The organism is Kocuria sp. CPCC 205263, from assembly GCF_040981075.1.
Classification (GTDB): domain Bacteria; phylum Actinomycetota; class Actinomycetes; order Actinomycetales; family Micrococcaceae; genus Kocuria; species Kocuria rosea.
Genome location: NZ_JAVKPV010000011.1, coordinates 68,783 through 86,251, shown reverse-complemented (window position 1 = coordinate 86,251; position 17,469 = coordinate 68,783). Strand labels below are relative to the sequence as shown.

Annotated in this window: 19 protein-coding genes; 1 reads left to right on the top strand and 18 read right to left on the bottom strand. The window is 73.5% G+C overall.

The window, feature by feature from the left end; all coding sequences use genetic code 11:
- Positions 1-42 precede the first annotated feature (42 nt).
- From RF647_RS15735 to urtA, 15 genes are all read right to left on the bottom strand, one after another.
- A complete protein-coding gene (locus tag RF647_RS15735) occupies positions 43-516 on the bottom strand; it encodes a hypothetical protein (RefSeq protein WP_017834789.1) in 474 nt (157 codons plus the stop codon).
- A gap of 135 nt (positions 517-651) precedes the next feature.
- Positions 652-1,599, bottom strand: coding sequence for an alpha/beta hydrolase (locus tag RF647_RS15730; protein ID WP_368812549.1), 948 nt, complete (start codon positions 1,597-1,599; stop codon positions 652-654).
- Positions 1,600-1,690: 91 nt separating this feature from the next.
- Positions 1,691-1,912 (bottom strand): hypothetical protein, encoded by a 222-nt coding sequence (locus RF647_RS15725; protein WP_368812548.1) that lies wholly within the window; start codon positions 1,910-1,912, stop codon positions 1,691-1,693.
- Positions 1,913-2,053: 141 nt separating this feature from the next.
- Positions 2,054-2,905: an urease accessory protein UreD gene (locus RF647_RS15720; protein ID WP_368812547.1), complete on the bottom strand. Its 852-nt coding sequence runs from the start codon at positions 2,903-2,905 to the stop codon at positions 2,054-2,056.
- The gene (gene ureG, locus RF647_RS15715) at positions 2,902-3,555 is read right to left on the bottom strand and encodes an urease accessory protein UreG (RefSeq protein WP_368812546.1); all 654 of its coding nucleotides are present in this window, start codon (positions 3,553-3,555) and stop codon (positions 2,902-2,904) included. Before ureG ends, RF647_RS15720 begins: the two co-directional genes overlap by 4 nt.
- Positions 3,556-3,621: 66 nt before the next feature.
- Positions 3,622-4,344 carry an urease accessory protein UreF gene (locus RF647_RS15710; protein WP_368812545.1) on the bottom strand — a complete coding sequence of 241 codons (723 nt, stop codon included), beginning with the start codon at positions 4,342-4,344 and terminating at the stop codon, positions 3,622-3,624.
- Positions 4,325-4,813: an urease accessory protein UreE gene (gene ureE, locus RF647_RS15705; RefSeq protein ID WP_368812544.1), complete on the bottom strand. Its 489-nt coding sequence runs from the start codon at positions 4,811-4,813 to the stop codon at positions 4,325-4,327. The genes RF647_RS15710 and ureE overlap by 20 nt, the downstream gene beginning before the upstream one ends.
- A 62-nt stretch (positions 4,814-4,875) precedes the next feature.
- Positions 4,876-6,588 carry an urease subunit alpha gene (gene ureC, locus RF647_RS15700; RefSeq protein WP_368812543.1) on the bottom strand — a complete coding sequence of 571 codons (1,713 nt, stop codon included), beginning with the start codon at positions 6,586-6,588 and terminating at the stop codon, positions 4,876-4,878.
- On the bottom strand, positions 6,585-6,929 hold the full coding sequence (locus tag RF647_RS15695; protein ID WP_368812542.1) for an urease subunit beta: 345 nt from the start codon (positions 6,927-6,929) through the stop codon (positions 6,585-6,587). Before RF647_RS15695 ends, ureC begins: the two co-directional genes overlap by 4 nt.
- A gap of 31 nt (positions 6,930-6,960) precedes the next feature.
- Positions 6,961-7,263 (bottom strand): urease subunit gamma, encoded by a 303-nt coding sequence (locus RF647_RS15690; RefSeq protein ID WP_368812541.1) that lies wholly within the window; start codon positions 7,261-7,263, stop codon positions 6,961-6,963.
- 142 nt (positions 7,264-7,405) lie between these two features.
- The gene (locus RF647_RS15685) at positions 7,406-8,098 is read right to left on the bottom strand and encodes an ATP-binding cassette domain-containing protein (protein ID WP_368812540.1); all 693 of its coding nucleotides are present in this window, start codon (positions 8,096-8,098) and stop codon (positions 7,406-7,408) included.
- Complete coding sequence (gene urtD, locus RF647_RS15680) at positions 8,098-8,976, bottom strand: urea ABC transporter ATP-binding protein UrtD (RefSeq protein ID WP_368812539.1); 879 nt, start codon at positions 8,974-8,976, stop codon at positions 8,098-8,100. Before urtD ends, RF647_RS15685 begins: the two co-directional genes overlap by 1 nt.
- Positions 8,973-10,166: an urea ABC transporter permease subunit UrtC gene (gene urtC / locus RF647_RS15675; RefSeq protein WP_368812538.1), complete on the bottom strand. Its 1,194-nt coding sequence runs from the start codon at positions 10,164-10,166 to the stop codon at positions 8,973-8,975. The genes urtD and urtC overlap by 4 nt, the downstream gene beginning before the upstream one ends.
- Entirely contained in the window at positions 10,163-11,047 is an 885-nt protein-coding gene (gene urtB / locus RF647_RS15670) for an urea ABC transporter permease subunit UrtB (protein ID WP_368812536.1), read from the bottom strand. Before urtB ends, urtC begins: the two co-directional genes overlap by 4 nt.
- 60 nt (positions 11,048-11,107) lie before the next feature.
- Positions 11,108-12,364, bottom strand: a complete 1,257-nt coding sequence (gene urtA, locus RF647_RS15665; RefSeq protein WP_368812535.1) for an urea ABC transporter substrate-binding protein — start codon at positions 12,362-12,364, stop codon at positions 11,108-11,110.
- Between the two features lie 281 nt (positions 12,365-12,645).
- Between urtA and RF647_RS15660 the strand changes: the two genes are divergently transcribed.
- On the top strand, positions 12,646-13,464 hold the full coding sequence (locus tag RF647_RS15660; RefSeq protein ID WP_368812534.1) for a transporter substrate-binding domain-containing protein: 819 nt from the start codon (positions 12,646-12,648) through the stop codon (positions 13,462-13,464).
- 118 nt (positions 13,465-13,582) lie between these two features.
- Here RF647_RS15660 and RF647_RS15655 read toward each other — a convergent pair whose 3' ends face one another.
- From RF647_RS15655 to RF647_RS15645, 3 genes are all read right to left on the bottom strand, one after another.
- The gene (locus RF647_RS15655; protein WP_368812533.1) at positions 13,583-14,125 is read right to left on the bottom strand and encodes a hypothetical protein; all 543 of its coding nucleotides are present in this window, start codon (positions 14,123-14,125) and stop codon (positions 13,583-13,585) included.
- 203 nt (positions 14,126-14,328) lie between these two features.
- A complete protein-coding gene (locus tag RF647_RS15650; protein ID WP_368812532.1) occupies positions 14,329-15,912 on the bottom strand; it encodes a thiamine pyrophosphate-binding protein in 1,584 nt (527 codons plus the stop codon).
- Between the two features lie 67 nt (positions 15,913-15,979).
- Positions 15,980-17,401, bottom strand: a complete 1,422-nt coding sequence (locus RF647_RS15645; RefSeq protein ID WP_368812531.1) for an NAD-dependent succinate-semialdehyde dehydrogenase — start codon at positions 17,399-17,401, stop codon at positions 15,980-15,982.
- Positions 17,402-17,469 lie beyond the last annotated feature (68 nt).

Below are 17,469 nucleotides of genomic sequence, written 5' to 3'. Positions count from 1 at the left end.
GTTTTCCGCACCCCGGCCCGGCGCTCCGGGCGCCGGCGCGGCTCAGCCGGCGTCCAGCAGGCCGACGCCCATGGCCGCGAGGGTGCCGAAGGCGACGCCCCACAGGACGATGGAGACGATCTGCCACCGGATGACGGCGTTGCGGTCCGCGCCGAAGGAGACCATGGCGGTGGCCGTGATCTGGCTGGGCAGGATGGTCTGGCCGAGCAGGCTCACACCGGCCACACCGTACTTGTCGAAGGCCCGGCGCAGTCTCTGCTGCCGGGGCGAGGGCTCCCGGGGGTCGCCGGCGAACCTGCGGCGGAGGCCGTGCGCGCCCAGGACCAGCGCCAGCATGGAGGCGACGTTGCCGACGACGGCGGCCCCGACGGCGATCGCCGGGTCGAGGCCGGCCAGGACGCCGACGACGGACCCGAAGTAGGACTCGACGAACGGGATCGCTCCTGCCACCACCACCCCCAGCCACTGGAGCAGCGGCGGCAGGGAGGAGGTGAATTCCTGCAGGGCGTCGATCATCGGGGTCCTTCCGGGGAGGTCGGCGCGGCCGGCCCGCGTCCGTCGCCGGGGCCGCTCCCAGCACGCTATCGGCGCGGCCCGCCCCGGGGCCTCCCCCGGCAGACGGAGCCTCGGCCGCTCCGGGCGAGCGAACCGTCAGCGGCCGCCGGCCGGCTCCGCCCCGGGGCGGAGGTGGCGGACCAGGAACCGGGCCTGGTCCTCGAGCACGCGCGAGCGCACGGGGTCCTCGTAGACCGCGAAGTGCCCCACCGGGTACGTCACGACCTCGCCCCGCGGCGCCGCCCGGGCGATCTGCGCGGCCCGCCGCGGATCCGTCTCGGTGTCCTGCTCCGCGACGCACACGAGCAGCGGCGCCCGCACCCGTTCGGCGGTGCCCGGCAGGTACACGGGAGGGTGGAGGAGCAGCCGGGGCGCGAACTCGTTGCGCCAGGTGGGGCCGGTCTCCACGGCGTGCTCCAGGTACCGGTCGCTGTCCGGGTCGATGATCGCGCCCACGTCCCCGGGGAGCGCGAACACCGGGATGCAGCGCGGGGGGAGCCCGCGCCGTCCCCGCAGCTCGTCGCGGACCGCGGCGGACAGCAGCCGGACGGTGGTCCGCAGGAGCAGCCCGAGCGGGATGTGCTCCTGCCGCTTCTTGGCCCGGATCTCGCCGGCCGTGCTCTCGGAGCCCTTGCCGAACTCCGGCACCTGGGCGACCACGGCCCGGGTCCGCCGGTCCTCGGAGGCCAGCCGCAGGACGTGCCCGCCGGACAGCGAGCTGCCCCACAGCGCGGTGCGGGCCGGGTCGAGGCCGGGCAGGGAGCGGGCCAGGCGCACGGCCGCGCGCCAGTCCTCGAGCTGCTCCGCGGCGTCCACGATCTGCCGGGGTGCGCCGCCGCTGCGGCCGAACCGCCGGTAGTCGAAGGTCAGCACGGCCAGGCCGTGCTCCGCGAGGCCGGCGGCGTGCTCGGTCAGCTGGTCCTGGGTGCCGGTGAAGCCGTGGCCCATGACCACGCAGGGCGCCGCGGCGCCGGCCGGCGTCGGGCGGTACAGCGTGGCGGCGCACGGGACGCCGCCCGAGTCGAACGTGAGAGCCTCTGGCATCGTGTCCTCCACCGGCCGCGGCGGGCCCTGGTGCCCGCCCGTGGGGTCCATCGTGCGCGCGTTCCGGCGCCGATGCCAGGGTCCCGGGCGGTCAGGCCGCGGTCACCAGCCCGGACCGGCGCAGCCGGTGGCCCCGGATCGAGACCAGCCGCCGGAGTCCCGTGCGGTCCTCGAGGACCCAGGCGATCCCCAGCTGCGGGACCACCTCGCTGACCGTGCCGGTGAAGCGGGGCTGCCGGTGCTCCCAGGCCTCGATCCGGTCACCCGGCCGGACCCGGGCCAGGCCCAGGATCCATCTGTTGCTCGCGGTCATGGGGAGCCCCTTCCGTCTCGTGCGCCCGGTCCCCCTATCCTCGTCCCGGCATGTGGCCGCGGCGTTTCCGGCGGGTTGACGTCCCATGTCCTCTCCTCGGTCTTGGGGGCGCCCCGAGCCCGGAGGGAGGGCCGGTGGGAATCAGTACTTCCGCAGGGCCACGCGCGGCTGCCCCGTCCACCGCGCGCGCAGCAGCGCCGAGACGTCCAGGAGCAGGTGCGTCAGCTCCGCGGAGCCGGGGCCCAGGGCGCGGACCACGAGGCCGGGCACCGGCAGTTCGGAGACCCCGCACCGCAGCCCCGGCACCCGGGTCTCGGCCGCGGCGAGCAGGTCGTGGACCTCCTCCACCAGCTCCCGGTCCGCCCGGGGGTCCACGACCAGCAGGGAGCCGAGGTGCGTGCGGCCCTCCAGGAAGCCGAGCTCGGCCACGGCGTCCTCCCCCGGGCGCAGGCGGAGGTTGTCGAGGACCACCGTGCGCCCGCCCATCAGCACCTCGGTGCGCAGCACCACGCCGCGGTAGCGGAAGACGGTGCCGTCCGGCGCCCACCCGGGGGTGACTACCTCGCCCGCCACGAGGCAGGCCGAGGGGTCCATCGTCACGGTCGTGGACTGCACGTAGTCGGCGTCCTCGTAGGCGATGAGCTGGTCCGGCAGGTACTCGAGGACCGCGCCGGGGCCGAGCTCGAAGCGCACGTCCTGGCGGGCGGGGGCGGCCGGGGTGCGGTAGACCTTGGTCGCGGACTGGGTGGTGACGAGAGCGGTGCCGGCGGCCCCGACCGTGACGTCCAGCTCGTAGCGGTCCCCGCCGAGGTACCCGCCGCCGGGATTGACGACGACGAAGCACGGCTGCCCCGACCCGTCCAGGTGGTGCGGGCGCAGCACGCGCAGGGCGCCGGCGTGGAACTGGTGGGCCGCCACGGTCCGGTCCCCGCGGGGCACCAGGACCAGCTCGAGCCGGCCCGTCGGAGCGGAGGCCGCCGCGACGGCGGTCACGGAACCATGTCCAGCATCAGCACGTCGTGCCGGATCCACGCGAGGATCCGCTCGAGGCCCTCGTCGGTCCGGAGGTTGGTGAAGCAGAACGGCCGGTCCTTGCGGAACACGGCGGAGTCCGCGGCCATGACGTCGAGGTCGGCGCCGACGTGCGGGGCGAGGTCGGTCTTGTTGATGACGAACAGGTCGGACTTGATCATGCCCTGCCCGGCCTTGCGGGGGATCTTCTCGCCCTGGGCCACGTCGATGACGTAGATGGAGAAGTCGACCAGCTCCGGGCTGAACGTGGCGGAGAGGTTGTCCCCGCCGGACTCGACGAACACGACCTGCAGGTCCGGGTGCTGGGCGCACAGCTTCTCGATCGCGGCCTCGTTCATCGAGGTGTCCTCGCGGATCGCGGTGTGCGGGCAGCCGCCGGTCTCGATGCCCACGATCCGGTCCAGCGGCAGCACGCCGTTGCGGGCCAGGATCTTCGCGTCCTCGATCGTGTAGATGTCGTTGGTGATCGCGGCCATCGAGACCTCGTGGATCAGCGCCCGGGTGACCCGCTCCACGAGCTGGGTCTTGCCGGCGCCCACGGGCCCGCCCACGCCGATGCGCACGGGGCCGCGGCCGGTCGGCGCGGAGGGGGCGGGGGAGACGGTGGTCATGGTGAGCTCCTGGGTCGGTGCGGTCGGTGCGGTCGGTGCGGTCGGTGCGGTCGGTGCGGTGGTGGGTCAGGACATGAACATGCGGGCTCGCTGCCAGGCGTGGCGCATCTGGGCGATCTCCAGGCCGGGGCTGGTCGCCCCGGCCTGGTGGTCGGCCATGGACCCGATCCGCTCGACGCCGCGGGCGACGTCCTCGTGCAGGGCGCGCAGCACGCGCTGGCCCGCGTTCTGGCCGATGGGGATGCCGCGCACGGCGTTCTGGGTCAGGGAGGTCACGGTCGAGAAGAGGTACGCGCCGGCGAGCTGCTCCCAGGCCACGCCCAGGCCGGCGCCCACGAGCGCGAAGGCCACCGCGGGACTGCCGCGGCTCGTCCCGGCGCGCTGTCGCTGCGCGTAGACCAGCAGCCGGGGGGAGGGGAAGTTCTCGGCGCCGATGCCGGTCATCCGCCGGCCCATCGCGGTCGCGGCGTCCCGCACCTGGACGGGCAGGGCCTGGGCGGCCAGCAGGTCGTCGGCGCGCCACACGGTGTCGTCGTCGGACGCCGTGGCGACCGCGCGCACCGCCCATCCCTCCGACGGCACCACCTGGTGGTGCAGGCAGTGCCGGACCCAGGCCAGGAAGCTCGGCTCGTCGTGGACCGTGCCGTCGTCCACGTAGGTCTCGAGCCCCAGGGAGTGGGCGAACGCCCCGGTGGGCAGGGCGGAGTCGGCCAGCTGCAGCACGGCGAGCGTCCCGGCGAGCGATCCGGCGGCGCCCGCGGGGGAGTGCTCAGTGGGTGTGCTCGGCATGGCGGAAGGGGACCTCCATCTGCCGCTCGACGCGCGCGAAGCGCACCCCGGCGTCCCGCAGGAAGGCCTCGGCCGTGTGGTCGTACTGGAGCACCATGACCCCGTCGTGGCCGGGCAGCTCCGCGACGTCGGCCGCGGGGCCGAGGAACTGGGCGGGCAGGTGCCGGTTGCCCAGGGAGTGGGCCACGAAGCCCATCTGCTCGATCGTGGCGGGCGCGACGACCAGGACGTCGGTGGGCAGGGTCGAGACGACCACGGCGTTGTGGCCGTCCCGGTGCAGGATGTCGCCGTTCCTGAGCTCCCGCCGCGAGCTCAGCCGGATCCCCACCTCGGTCCCGTGGTCGGTCACGACCCGCTGGACGCGCTTGCGCAGCTCGGGCCCGGAGAGCGCGACCCGCTCCAGGTGCAGGCCGGCGCGCTCCGGCTCGGTGAGCTCGGCCAGGTTGCCGAGGACGGCTTCGACGATCACGGGTGCGGGTCCTCTCGGGATGCATTCGGAATGCTTCGGGAAGTGCGGGGCCGGTGGAAGGGTCAGAACAGGAAGTAGCGCTGGGCCATGGCCAGCTCCTCGGCGGGCTCGCACGTGGCGATCTCGCCGTCCACGCGGACCTCGTAGGTCTGCGGGTCCACCTCGATCTCCGGGGTGGCGTGGTTGTGCCGCATGTCCTGCTTGGTCAGGCCGCGGATCCCGCCCACGGGCAGCACCCGCTTGCGCAGGCCCAGCCGCTCGCCGACGCCCGCCTCGACGGCGGCGCGGGACATGAAGGTGATGGAGTTGGCGTGCGGGGCGGTGCCCTTCGCGCCGAACGCGTCCCGCATCAGCTGCGGCTGCGGGGTGGGGATCGAGGCGTTGGGGTCGCCCATGAGCGAGTGCACGATCTGCCCGCCCTTGAGCACGGCGTGGGGCTTGACCCCGAAGAACACCGGGTCCCACAGCACGAGGTCGGCGAACTTGCCCGGTTCGACCGAGCCCACCACGTCGGCGATGCCGTGCGCGACCGCCGGGTTGATCGTGTACTTGGCTACGTAGCGCTTCAGCCGGGCGTTGTCCCCGCGGCTCGTCTCCTCGGGCAGGGGCCCGGTGCGCCGCTTCATCTGGTCGGCCAGCTGCCACGTGCGCAGCACCACCTCGCCCACGCGGCCCATGGCCTGGGAGTCGGAGGAGGTCATGGAGAACACCCCGAGGTCGTGCAGGACGTCCTCGGCGGCGATCGTCTCGGGCCGGATCCGGGAGTCCGCGAACGCCACGTCCTCCGGGATGTCCGGGTTGAGGTGGTGGCAGACCATGAGCATGTCCAGGTGCTCCTCCGCCGTGTTCCGGGTGAAGGGCAGCGTGGGGTTCGTCGAGGACGGCAGCACGTGGGGCAGCGCCGCGATGCGGATGATGTCCGGGGCGTGGCCGCCGCCGGCGCCCTCGGTGTGGAACGTGTGGATGACCCGCCCGCCGATCGCGGCCACCGTGTCCTCGAGGAACCCGCACTCGTTGAGGGTGTCGGTGTGGATGGCCACCTGCACGTCGAACTCGTCGGCCACGCCCAGGGCCGTGTCGATCGCTGCCGTGGTGGCGCCCCAGTCCTCGTGGATCTTGAGCCCCACGGCGCCGGCGCGGATCTGCTCCGCGAGGGGCTCGGCGGCGCTTGCGTGGCCCTTCCCGAGCAGCCCGAAGTTCATCGGGTAGCCGTCGAGGGCCCGGAACATCCGGGCGAGGTGCCACGCGCCGGGCGTGATCGTGGTGGCGTTGGAGCCCTCGGCGGGGCCCGTGCCGCCGCCGAACATCGTGGTGATCCCGGAGGACAGGGCCGTGCCGATCTGGTCGGCGCCGATGAAGTGGATGTGGGAGTCGATCCCGCCCGCGGTGAGGATCCGGCCCTCGCCGGCGATCACCTCGGTGGAGGCGCCGATTAGGATGTCGACGCCGTCCATGATGTCCGGGTTGCCGGCCTTGCCGATGCCACTGATGTGCCCGTCCCGGATGCCGACGTCCGCCTTGTAGATCCCGGAGGCGTCGAGCACCACGGCATTGGTGACCACGGTGTCCACCACGCCGTCGTCCCGGGTCAGCCGTCCGTTGTGGCCCATGCCGTCCCGGATCACCTTGCCCCCGCCGAAGACCACCTCGTCCCCGGGGACCGTGCGGTCGTGCTCCACCTCGAGGAACAGCTCGGTGTCCGCCAGGCGCACCAGGTCCCCGGTGGTGGGCCCGTAGAGGCTCGTGTACTGGGCGCGGGACATCTCGTGGCTCATGCCTGATCCTTCCCGGGGGCGTCCGCGCCGGGGGCGTCGAGGGGCCCGTTGACCCGGTTCGCGAGGCCGTGGACCTCGCGGCGCCCCGCCAGGGCGACGAGCCGGACGCGCTTGCGGTCGCCGGGCTCGAAGCGCACCGCGGTGCCGGCGGGGACGTCCAGGCGGAAGCCGTGGGCCGCCGTCCGGTCGAACTCGAGGCCGGGGTTGGCCTCGGCGAAGTGGAAGTGCGAGCCCACTTGCACGGGGCGGTCACCGCGGTTGACCACGTCCAGCTCCGTGGTGGGCCGGCCGGCGTTGATCACGACGGGCTCGGGCCGCAGGACGTACTCTCCGGGGATCACGGGCGCTCCTTCGGTGCCGGGGGCGGGCGGGTCAGCGGATGGGGTCGTGGACGGTGACGAGCTTGGTGCCGTCCGGGAAGGTCGCCTCGACCTGGACGGAGTGGACCATCTCCGGCACGCCCTCCATGACGTCCGCCCGGGCCAGGATCGTGGAGCCCCAGGACATGAGGTCGGCCACGGTCCGGCCGTCCCGGGCGCCCTCCAGCAGCTCGGCGGTGATCAGGGCGACCGCCTCCGGGTGGTTGAGCCGCAGCCCCCGGTCCCGGCGCCGCCGGGCGAGGTCGCCGGCCACGACGACCAGCAGCTTCTCCTGCTCACGGGGTGTCAGGTGCACGGCTCTCCTCGGGACGGCGGGTGCTCAGGGACAGTCGTCACGGTAGGGGCTCCGTGTTTCGGCGAGGTTCACCGGGTGTTTCCGGCACGTGCCGGGGCGGGGGCGCTCGGGCACGTGCCCCGGCGCGTGCGCCCGCGCCGGCTCAGAGGGCGAGCGCCGCCCGGGCGTGCTCCTCGGCCCGCTCCCCGGCGCGGCCGGAGGCGCTGACCCGCCCGGAGTCCAGGACGTACCAGTCCGTGGCCGAGCCCAGCGCGAAGCCGATCCGCTGCTCCACCAGCAGCACCCGGATCCCGGTGCCGGCGGCCAGCTGCAGGATCTTCTGCTCGATCTCCTGGACCACGGACGGCTGGATGCCCTCGGTGGGCTCGTCGAGGATCAGCAGGGACGGCTCGGTGATAAGGGCGCGGGCGATCGCCAGCTGCTGGCGCTGCCCGCCCGAGAGCAGTCCGGCCCGGCGCTCGAGCAGTCCCTCGAGCGCCGGGAACATCGCCAGGGACCGGTCGACGGCGGCCCGCCCGTTCCGCCGGCCGTCGGCCACCACCTGGAGGTTCTCCCGGACGCTGAGCCCGCCGAAGGAGCGCTGGCCCTGCGGGACGTAGGCCATGCCGCGGCGGACCCGGGCGTGCCCGCTGAGCCCGGTGATGTCCTCGCCGTCGAGCAGGATCCGGCCGGAGGTCACCCTGTTGAGGCCCACGACCGCCCGCAGCAGCGTGGTCTTGCCCGCCCCGTTGTGGCCGAGGAGGGCGACCACGGCGTCCCCGCCGACGGCGAGGTCCACGCCGTGGACCACCTCGGTGCGGCCGTAGCCGGTGTGCACGTCCTGGAGCTCGAGCATCAGGAGTCCCCTTCCCGGGGGTCGGCCGCGGTGGCGGCGGCGGTGGCGGCGGTGCCCAGGTAGATCTCCTGGACCCGCGGGTCGGCCTGCACGTGGGCCACGGAGCCCTCGCTGATCACCCGGCCGTCGGCCATCACGGTGACGGAGGTGGCGTAGCGGCGCAGGAACTCCATGTCGTGCTCCACCACGATCGTGATCCGGTCGCCGCCGATCCGGCGCAGCAGCTCACCGGTCTGCTCCCGCTCCTCGTGGCTCATCCCGGCCACGGGCTCGTCGAGCAGCAGCACCTGCGCCTTCTGCACGAGCAGCATCCCGATCTCGAGCCACTGCTTCTGCCCGTGGGCCAGCACCCCGGCCGGGACGTCCCGCAGGGCGGAGAGGTTGATGATCTCGAGGGCCTCCTCCACCTCCCGGGACACGGACCGCCGGGCGGCGAGCAGGGAGTGGGGCGGGCGGCCGGCCGCCGCGGCGATGTCGAGGTTCTGCAGGACCGTGAGCTGCTCGAAGACGCTCGCGGTCTGGAAGGTGCGGCCCACGCCCAGCCGGGTGATCCGGTGCGTCCTGCGGCCCACCAGCTGGTGGCCGTCGTGGTCGATCGACCCGCGCGCCGGGACGAGCCCGGTCACGGCGTCGATGAGGGTGGTCTTCCCGGCGCCGTTGGGGCCGATGAGGAAGCGCAGGTCGCCCTGGTTGACCACGAGGTCCACGCCGTCCACGGCCGTGAAGCTCCCGAAGGACACGGTGAGGTCCGTGATCTCGAGATAGGAGGGGCGGCCCGTGCGCAGCCCGCCGGGCTGCGGCGGGGTGCGGCCCAGCAGGGAGCTCCTCCACTCGGGGCGGCGCGCGGACAGCATCTCGGGGCGTGCGGCGGCGTTCATCGGGCCTCCTCCGCGGCCAGGGCCGCTGCCGGGGTGGGGACGGGGTCGTCGGGGGTGGTGGCCCCTCCGGGGCCGCGGCCGGCGCCGTCGCCGGGGGCGGTCGCGGGGGCGCGGCGACGACGCCGGAGCACACCGGGCAGCGAGGCGATGCCGCCGGGCAGGAACCCGACCACCAGCACGAAGAGCAGGCCCTGGAGGTACACCCAGAAGGACGGGAACGCGGAGGCCAGGGACGTCTCGGCGAAGGACACGGCGATCGAGCCGAGCACGGGCCCGAGCAGGGTCGCGCGGCCGCCGACGGCCACTCCGATGAGGAACGCGATGGACGGGATCACCCCGACGTCGGCGGGGGAGACGATCCCCACCACGGGGACGAACAGCGCCCCGCCGATCCCGGCCATCACCGCGGCCAGGACGTAGGCGGCGGTCTTCACGAGGGCAGGGTCTCGGCCGAGGAAGCGCACGCGCTCCTCCTGGTCCCGCACCGCCACGAGCAGCTCGCCCCACCGGCTGCGGTGGAGCTGCCAGGTGAGGGCCACCATGGCCAGGAGCAGCGCCGCGGTGACGAGGTAGAGGAGCAGCTGATTGCGCGGGTCGGCGAGGTCGTAGCCGAACAGGGAGCGGAAGCTGCTCAGCCCGTTGGAGCCGTTGGTGAGGACGGGCTGCCCGATCAGCCAGACCGCGAAGGCCGCGGCGAGGGCCTGGGACAGGATCGCGAAGTAGGCGCCCTTGACCCGCCGGGTGAAGATCGCCAGGCCCAGGGCCGCGGCCACCGCCGCCGGCACCAGGACCACGCCGAGCACGGCGGCCACCGGGTGGGCGAACACGGCCCACACGGCGGGCAGCTCGGTGACGCCGTTCTGCCGCATGAACTCGGGGACCTGCTCGCCGAGCAGCCGGGTGTCCGCGAGCTGCAGGTGCATGGCCATGATGTAGGCGCCGAGGCCGAAGAACAGGCCCTGGCCCATGGTGAGCATCCCGCCGCGGCCCCAGGCCAGGCCGATGCCCACGGCCACCATGGCGATGCACAGGTACTTGCCGAGCAGGCCCAGGCCGAACCCGCCGAGGGTCAGGGGGGCCAGGACGAGCAGCAGGAGCGCGCCGAGGGCCAGCCCGGCGGCGGCCCCCCGGGGGCCGGTGAGCCGGTCGCGCCACGCGGCGGCGGGACGGGGTGCGCTGGTGGTGCTCATGCCAGACCTCTCGTTCGGACGCTGAAGATCCCCTGGGGGCGCAGCTGCAGGAAGGCGACCACGGCCACCAGCACCAGGACCTTGGCGATCGAGGCGGTCGTGGAGTACTCGACGAAGGCCTGGAGCACGCCCAGGCCCGCCGCGGCGAGCACCGCCCCGCGGATCTGGCCGATGCCGCCGGCGACGACCACGAGGAAGGCGTCCACGATGTAGGTGGTGCCAAGGGTGGGGCTCGTGGAGCCCACGAGGGTCAGCGCCACCCCGGCCACGCCGGCGAGCCCGGAGCCGATGAAGAACGTCAGCTGGTCGGTGCGCCGGGAGGAGATCCCGCTGACCTCGGCGAGGTCGCGGCTGAGCACCACGGCGCGGATCCGGCGGCCCAGGGAGGTGCGGTGGAGCACGAGCGCGAGGGCGGCGACCACGACGACGGCCAGGGCCAGCAGGAACACGCGGGACGCCGGGACCGGGACGCCCAGGACCTCCACGGGGCCCTGCAGCAGCTCGGGCAGCCGCACGTCCACGCTGGGCGCGCCGAAGACGTCCCGGGCCACCTGCTGGAGGACCAGGGACACCCCGAAGGTGACGAGCAGCGTGTCTAGCGGCCGGTGGTACATCCGCCGCAGCAGCAACCCCTCGATCAGCAGGCCGAGGGTCCCGCCCACGAGGAACGCGATCGGGATCGACAGCAGCAGGGAGACCCCGGCGTGGCCGAGCACCTGCTGGACCGTGAACGCGGTGTACGCGCCGGCCATGATGAACTCGCCGTGGGCCATGTTGATGACGCCCATCTGCCCGAAGGTCAGGGACAGCCCCACGGCCGCGAGGAGGAGGATGGAGCCGAGGCTGAGCCCGGCGGACAGCTGGCTGACGATGACTTCCATGGACGGCTCTTCTCTCGGTCTGCGGGGCTTCGGGGGCGGTGCCGGGGGTGGCGGGGCGGTTCAGCCGGAGATACCGTCGGCCCAGTCGTAGCCGGTCAGGAACGGATCGGGGACCACGGGCTCGGCGGCCTCCTCGACCGTCTCGATCAGCCCGTCCTCGCGGATCCGGCCGATGCGCGGGGTCTTGGTGACGTGCTGGGTCTCCCCGTCCACCTCGACGGTGCCCTCGGGGGCCTCGACCACGGTCCCGTCGGCGGCCTCGCGCACGGCGTCGACGTCGAAGGACCCGGCCTTCTCGACCATCGCCCGCCACAGGTGCACGGACGTGTAGGCGGCCTCCATGGGGTCGCTCGTCACCCGCCCGGCGCCGTACCGGTCCTGGAACGCCCGCACGAACCGCTCGTTCTCGGGGGTGTCGACGGTCTGGTAGTAGTTCCAGGAGGTCAGCTGGCCGGCGACGTTCTCCACGCCGATGCCGGGGACCTCCTCCTCCGCGACCGACACGGAGACCACGGGCACCTCGCCGGCCTCGAGGCCGACGGAGGTGTACTGGCGGAAGAACGCCACGTTGGAGTCGCCGTTGAGGGTGTTGAACACGGCGTCGGCGTCCGAGGCCAGGAGCTTGTTGACGATGGTCGAGAACTCGGTCGAGCCCATCGGCACGTACTCCTCGCCCACCACCTCCATGCCGTGGGCCGCGGCGTAGGCGTTGATGATCCGGTTCGCCGTGCGGGGGAAGACGTAGTCGCTGCCCACCAGGAAGATCCGCCGGTGCCCCTGCTCCCGCAGGTGGTCGAGGGCCGGGACGATCTGCTGGTTGGTGGTGGCCCCGGTGTAGAAGATGTTGGGGGAGGCCTCGAGCCCCTCGTACTGAACCGGGTAGAACAGTAGGGAGTCCTGGGCCTCGAAGACCGGGAGCATGGCCTTGCGGCTCGCGGAGGTCCAGCCGCCGAACACCGCGGCCACGCAGTCCTGCCGAATCAGCTTGGCCGCCTTCTCCGCGAACACCGTCGGCTCGCTCGCGCCGTCCTCGGTGACGGGGTCCAGCTCCTTGCCGAGCACCCCGCCGTCGGCGTTGATCTCCTCGATCGCCAGGTTCAGGGACCGGTTGACGGTCGTCTCGCTCACGGCCATCGTGCCCGAGAGGGAGTTGAGCAGCCCCACCTTCACGCTGTCCCCGGAGGTGTCCACGCACGAGCTCGACGGCGCCTGGGCCGCCTGCGCGCTCGGCTGCGGGTCGTACTTCGCGCCGCACCCCGTGAGGAGCGTGGCGGCCACGAGGGCCGGGATCAGAGCGCGCCGTGCGGGGACCGTCATGCCGTCCTGCTTTCCGGGGGAGGAGTCGCTGGGTGTCGGGCGGTGGTCCTGCGGGCAGGACCCGATCCGCCGGGATGGGAGCGACGCTAGCCAGCCGGGATTTCCGGGGTGCGGCTCAGAGGTTTCCCAGCAGTTTCGGACGCCGTGTCCGATGTCGACCGTGTGTCGACCGTGTGTCGACCGGCCCGCGCCGTCCCCGTCCGACGGGCTCCGCACGTTCGGGACCGGTGGAGAGCGCGGTCCGGCGGGACCGCTCCGGTGCTCGGAAAGGTCGTGAGGCGATGTCCCGCTCGGTGGCCCCGCTCGCGGTGGCGGCGCTGCTCGCGGTCCTGGTCACGGGGTGCGGCTCCGGGTTCCCGAAGGACCCGGAGGGCACTCTCGACCGGGTGCGCGGCGGTGAGCTGCAGGTCGGGATCTCGGAGCGCCCGCCCTGGACGGAGGTCGCCGACAGCGGCCGGCCCTCCGGGGTCGAGGTCGAGCTGGTCGAGGAGTCCGCCGAGCGGATCGACGCGGAGGCCGTGCGGTACCCCGGCGCCGAGAGCGACCTTATCCGCTCGCTCGAGAGCGGTGACCTCGACGTCGTCGTCGCGGGCCTCACCGACACGTCCCCCTGGGACAAGCACGCAGCCCTGACCCGCGACCGGCCGCCGATCGGGGTGCTCGACATCCTCGGCACCCCCGTGTGGGCGGGGTGGCCCATGGATGGTGGCCACGAGCATCCCGCCGGTCGTCCTCGGCCGGATGAGGACGAAGCTCGCGGAGGAGCTGCACGACAAGGTGCTCTTCGCCGACGCCGACATGAACAAGGCGGACTGGATGACCGGCCTGGCCACCACGGACGACGACGCCGCGCCGCACCCCCTCAGGAGGTGGAGACGGTGCTGCGCCAGCAGCCGTGGGCGCAGGACGTGGGCGTGCGGGTCCGCGACGAGGGCCACGCCTTCCACGTGGAGGGCTTCGTGGTCCCGGTCACCGGGGTCGTCCCGACGCTCGAGCAGCTCGCGTCCGCCCGGCGGCGCTGCACGGACCTGGACCGGAAGGTCGAGGACGTGGTCCTCGCCCCCGTGGCGGAGCTGCCGGAGGACCAGGTCCCGCGCTGAGCCGGCCGTTCCCGCCGGAACCGAGAGGGGTCGTGCCTGCCGGAGCGCTCAGCACGCCCCGGCAGGCACGACCCCTCGGTGCCGCGGTGCGGCGGGGTGCTTCAGTCCTGGTGCTGGATCACTCCTCCTGCTGGGTCACGGTGACGTCCGTGGCCCGGACGTAGGACTCGCCCTCCATGTCGGCGAGCTCGTCGCCGAGGTCGGCACCGAGATCCTCCTCTGCGGCGGCCACGTCCAGCGACGCCTGGAGCGTGCCGGTGAGCTCGACCAGGGCGCCGTCCTGCAGCTCCGGCAGATCGGCGTCGTGGAGCACGAGCAGCGAGCCCAGCTCCACGTCGTCCGGGTCCGAGAGCTGCAGGGCGTTCGGCGAGACGACGTCGTCGACCTCGCCGGTGAGGGTCACCTCCTGGCCCTCGTAGAGCGCCCGGTCGTCGGAGAAGTCCCGGTTGTAGGCGCCGCTGTAGGGAGCGACGACGTCCGCGGGCGTCTCCTCGCCCTCCTGCGGCGCCGGAGAGGACTCCATGACCTCGCTCTCCTGGATGTCCTCGACGTCGGTGCCCGTCTCAAGCTCGTCGTTGCCGCAACCGGCGAGTCCCAGCGCGGCGGCGGCGAGCAGGCTCACGACAGCCTTGCGGGTGGTGTGGGGTTCACGCGTTCTCATGATGTGCCTCCTGGTGTTGGCCATGGTCACCGGGTCGGCGCATCTGCGGTGAGGCACCGGGATCCGGCTGCGTGCCCCTGCACCGTAGGCAGGCTTCTCGAAGGCTCACAAGGCATGACGCCGGACTCTGCGGATCTTCCCCAGGCCCTTCCCGAGCACTCTGCGCAAGTCGTGACCCTCGCGTGACGCGCCGGCCGGACGACTCAGATGCGGAGGTGCACGAGGCTCGGTCCCTCCACCGCGAGCGCCTCGACGACCTTCTCGGCGAGGTTCTCCGGGGTGGCCTCGAGCCCGACCGCGCCGAAGGCCTCCGCGAGCGCCGGCCAGTCCGGTTGCCGCAGGTCCACGGCGAGCGGGTCGATGTCCCGGTCGGTCATGTTCTGCCGGATCTCACCGTAGCCGCCGTTGTCCACGCACACGATGGGCAGGTCCACGCCGAGCTCCACGGCGGTCATCAGCTCCTGGATCGAGAACATCAGGGCGCCGTCGCCCACGAGGCACAGCACGGGCCGGTGCGGGGCGGCGAGCTTCGCCCCGATCGAGGCGGGCAGGCCGTAGCCCAGGGTCGCGTAGGTCCCCATGTAGAGCAGGGAGTGGGGGAGCTGGGCGCGGAAGAACGTGGTGGAGCCCAGATAGGTGACCTGGGAGGAGTCGCCGCCGATGATCGTGTCCTCGGGCACCACCGCCATGATCGTCTCGTTGAGCGCCGCGAGCTCGGGCGCGGTGCGGCGGCCCTCGTCGTCGAGCCGGGCGAACACCTCGGTGAGATCGCGCGGGGGGCGCGGGGCGAGCGGGCCGATCGCCTCGAGGAGCTGCGGGACCACGGCCGCGGAGTGGCCGGGCAGCTCGATGTCCGGGTCCAGGTTGCACAGCATCTGGTCCCGCATGATGTCCACGCGCACGACCGGGCCCCGCGGCGTGATCTCCCCGCCCCACAGCTCGGCCTCACCGACCTTCGAGCCGATCACCAGCAGGGCGTCGGCGGAGCGCAGGAACTCGTGCGCGGTGGACAGGCGCAGGTCGGCGCCCAGCGAGAGGCGGTGCCGCTCGGGGATCGCGCCCTTGCCGTTGGTCGTGGTGATGACCGGCGCCTCGAGCAGCTCGGCGAGCTCGAGCAGCCGCGCGCCGGCGGCCAGCGAGCCGCCGCCCGCGAGGATGACAGGGTGCTCGGCGTCCCGCAGCACCTCGGCGGCGCGGCGCACGTCGTCGACCGGGGCCGGCTGCGGGGCTCCGAGCCGGCGCGGGGCCACCTGCCGGTCGGTGTAGTCGAGCTCCGCCTCCAGGACGTCCAGCGGGATCTCGATGTGCACCGGCCGGGGGCGGGAGTGGGCGAAGTCCCGGAAGGCGTCGTGGACCATGGTCACGGCCTCAGCCCCGCTGGTGACCCGGCGGCTGCGGCCGACGATCGCGTCCACGGCCGCGGACGGGTTCTTCGTCTCGTGCAGCGAGCCGATGTCCCGGAAGTCGTGGCCCACCGGACGGCCGGGGGACAGGATGATCATCGGGCGGGACTCGGCGTAGGCCGTGGCCGCCCCGGACAGCGAGTTGAGCAGGCCCGGCCCGGACGTGGTGATGACGACGCCCGGCAGCCCGGAGACCTGGCTCCACCCGTCGGCGCCGTACGCGGCGCCCTGCTCGTGGCGGGTGGTGACCGCCCGGATGCCCAGCTCGCGCAGCGGGCGGTAGAACTCGAGCGAGTGGGTCCCGGGGATGCCGAAGACGGTGTCGACGCCGTAGCCCCGGAGCGTCTCCAGCACGGCACGGGCGGTGGTCCTGCGGGCGGTCATGAGCGGTCCTCCAAGGGGTGGGGCGGGTGGTGCGGTAGGGGTCTCGTGCGGTGGGGGCGCCGGCGGATCAGTCCTCGGCGGCGGGTCGGTCCTCGACGTAGAGCAGGCGCTTGTTGACGAACTCGTCCATGCCCAGCGGTCCCAGCTCCCGGCCGTAGCCGGAGCGCTTGACCCCGCCGAAGGGCATCTCGGCGCCCTCGGCCTCGGCGGCGTTGACGGCGGCCATGCCCGCGTCCAGGCCCTCGGCGAGCCGGCGCGCCCGGTCGGGGTCGGTGCTGAAGACGGCCCCGCCCAGCCCGTACGGGGTGTCGTTGGCCAGTGCCAGGGCCTCTTCGTCGCTGCCCACCTTGTAGACCACGGCCACGGGGCCGAAGAGCTCCTCGTGGTGGGCGGCCATTCCCGGGGTGATCCCGGTGAGCACGGTCGGCTCCAGGTACGCGCCCGGGCCCTCGAGCAGCCGCCCGCCGGCGTGCAGGGTGGCGCCGGCGTCCACGGCGGCCCGGATCTGGCGGGCCAGCCCCTCGGCCGCGGCCCGGGAGGACAGGGGGGCGAAGGTCCCGGGGGCGGCCTCGGCCGGGTCGCCCGGGGTCAGCGCCTCGGCCTGGCGGGTCAGCTCGGCCACGAACTCGTCGTAGAGGTCCGCCATGACGATCATCCGCTTGTTGGAGTTGCACGCCTGGCCCGTGTTGCCCATGCGGGTGGCGAAGGCCGCGCGGGCGGACTCCTGCACGTCGTCGGTGTCCAGCACCACGTAGGGGTCGGAGCCGCCGAGCTCGAGGACGACCTTCTTCAGGTTCCGCCCGGCGATCTCGGCGACCTTCGCCCCGGCCCGCTCGGAGCCGGTCAGGGACACCCCCTGGACCCGCGGGTCGGCGATGATGTCCGCGACCTGGTCGTGGCTCGCGAAGACGTTGGCGTAGGCGCCGGCCGGCACCCCGGCGTCGTCCATGAGCTGCTGGAGGGCCAGGGCCGCCCGGGGGCAGGACTCGGCGTGCTTGAGCAGGATCGTGTTGCCCAGCACCAGGTTGGGGGCGGCGAAGCGGGCCACCTGGTAGTAGGGATAGTTCCACGGCATGATCCCGAGCAGCACCCCCACGGGGCGCTTCTGGACCACCGCCCGGCCGCCGCCGGAGGCCGTGATGGGCTGGTCGGCGGCCAGGGCCGGGCCCTGCTCGGCGAAGTAGGCGAAGATCTCCGTGCAGAACTCGACCTCGTCCCGGGCCTCGGCCAGCGGCTTGCCCATCTCTTCCGTGATGATCGTGGCCAGCTCCTCGGCCCGCTCGGTGAACAGCTCCCCGACGCGGGCGACGACGGCCGCCCGCTCCTGGATCGGCAGGGTTCGCCAGGCGCGGAACGCGGCGTCGGCGCCGGCCAGGGCCTCCTGGACCTGGGCGTCGGTGGCGGTCGGGTGCTCGGCCAGGACCTGGCCGGTCGCCGGGTTGACGGATCGGTAGGAGGACGGGGCGGTGGATGGTGCGTCAGCGGTCATGGCGGGGTCTCCTCGGGAGTGATCGGGTGTCGTCGTCGTCGTCGTCGTCGGTGGCGCCGTGGTCACGG

Bases quoted from the DNA above. Each gene is read 5' to 3' on its own strand.
- RF647_RS15730 (WP_368812549.1), bottom strand. From the start codon at position 1,599: ATGCCAGAGGCTCTCACGTTCGACTCGGGCGGCGTCCCGTGCGCCGCC.
- urtA (WP_368812535.1), bottom strand. From the start codon at position 12,364: ATGACGGTCCCCGCACGGCGCGCTCTGATCCCGGCCCTCGTGGCCGCC.
- RF647_RS15655 (WP_368812533.1), bottom strand. From the start codon at position 14,125: ATGAGAACGCGTGAACCCCACACCACCCGCAAGGCTGTCGTGAGCCTG.
- RF647_RS15710 (WP_368812545.1), bottom strand. From the start codon at position 4,344: ATGCCGAGCACACCCACTGAGCACTCCCCCGCGGGCGCCGCCGGATCG.
- RF647_RS15645 (WP_368812531.1), bottom strand. From the start codon at position 17,401: ATGACCGCTGACGCACCATCCACCGCCCCGTCCTCCTACCGATCCGTC.
- urtB (WP_368812536.1), bottom strand. From the start codon at position 11,047: ATGGAAGTCATCGTCAGCCAGCTGTCCGCCGGGCTCAGCCTCGGCTCC.
- RF647_RS15650 (WP_368812532.1), bottom strand. From the start codon at position 15,912: ATGACCGCCCGCAGGACCACCGCCCGTGCCGTGCTGGAGACGCTCCGG.
- RF647_RS15660 (WP_368812534.1), top strand. From the start codon at position 12,646: ATGTCCCGCTCGGTGGCCCCGCTCGCGGTGGCGGCGCTGCTCGCGGTC.
- urtC (WP_368812538.1), bottom strand. From the start codon at position 10,166: ATGAGCACCACCAGCGCACCCCGTCCCGCCGCCGCGTGGCGCGACCGG.
- ureC (WP_368812543.1), bottom strand. From the start codon at position 6,588: ATGAGCCACGAGATGTCCCGCGCCCAGTACACGAGCCTCTACGGGCCC.
- RF647_RS15725 (WP_368812548.1), bottom strand. From the start codon at position 1,912: ATGACCGCGAGCAACAGATGGATCCTGGGCCTGGCCCGGGTCCGGCCG.
- ureG (WP_368812546.1), bottom strand. From the start codon at position 3,555: ATGACCACCGTCTCCCCCGCCCCCTCCGCGCCGACCGGCCGCGGCCCC.
- RF647_RS15685 (WP_368812540.1), bottom strand. From the start codon at position 8,098: ATGCTCGAGCTCCAGGACGTGCACACCGGCTACGGCCGCACCGAGGTG.
- urtD (WP_368812539.1), bottom strand. From the start codon at position 8,976: ATGAACGCCGCCGCACGCCCCGAGATGCTGTCCGCGCGCCGCCCCGAG.
- RF647_RS15735 (WP_017834789.1), bottom strand. From the start codon at position 516: ATGATCGACGCCCTGCAGGAATTCACCTCCTCCCTGCCGCCGCTGCTC.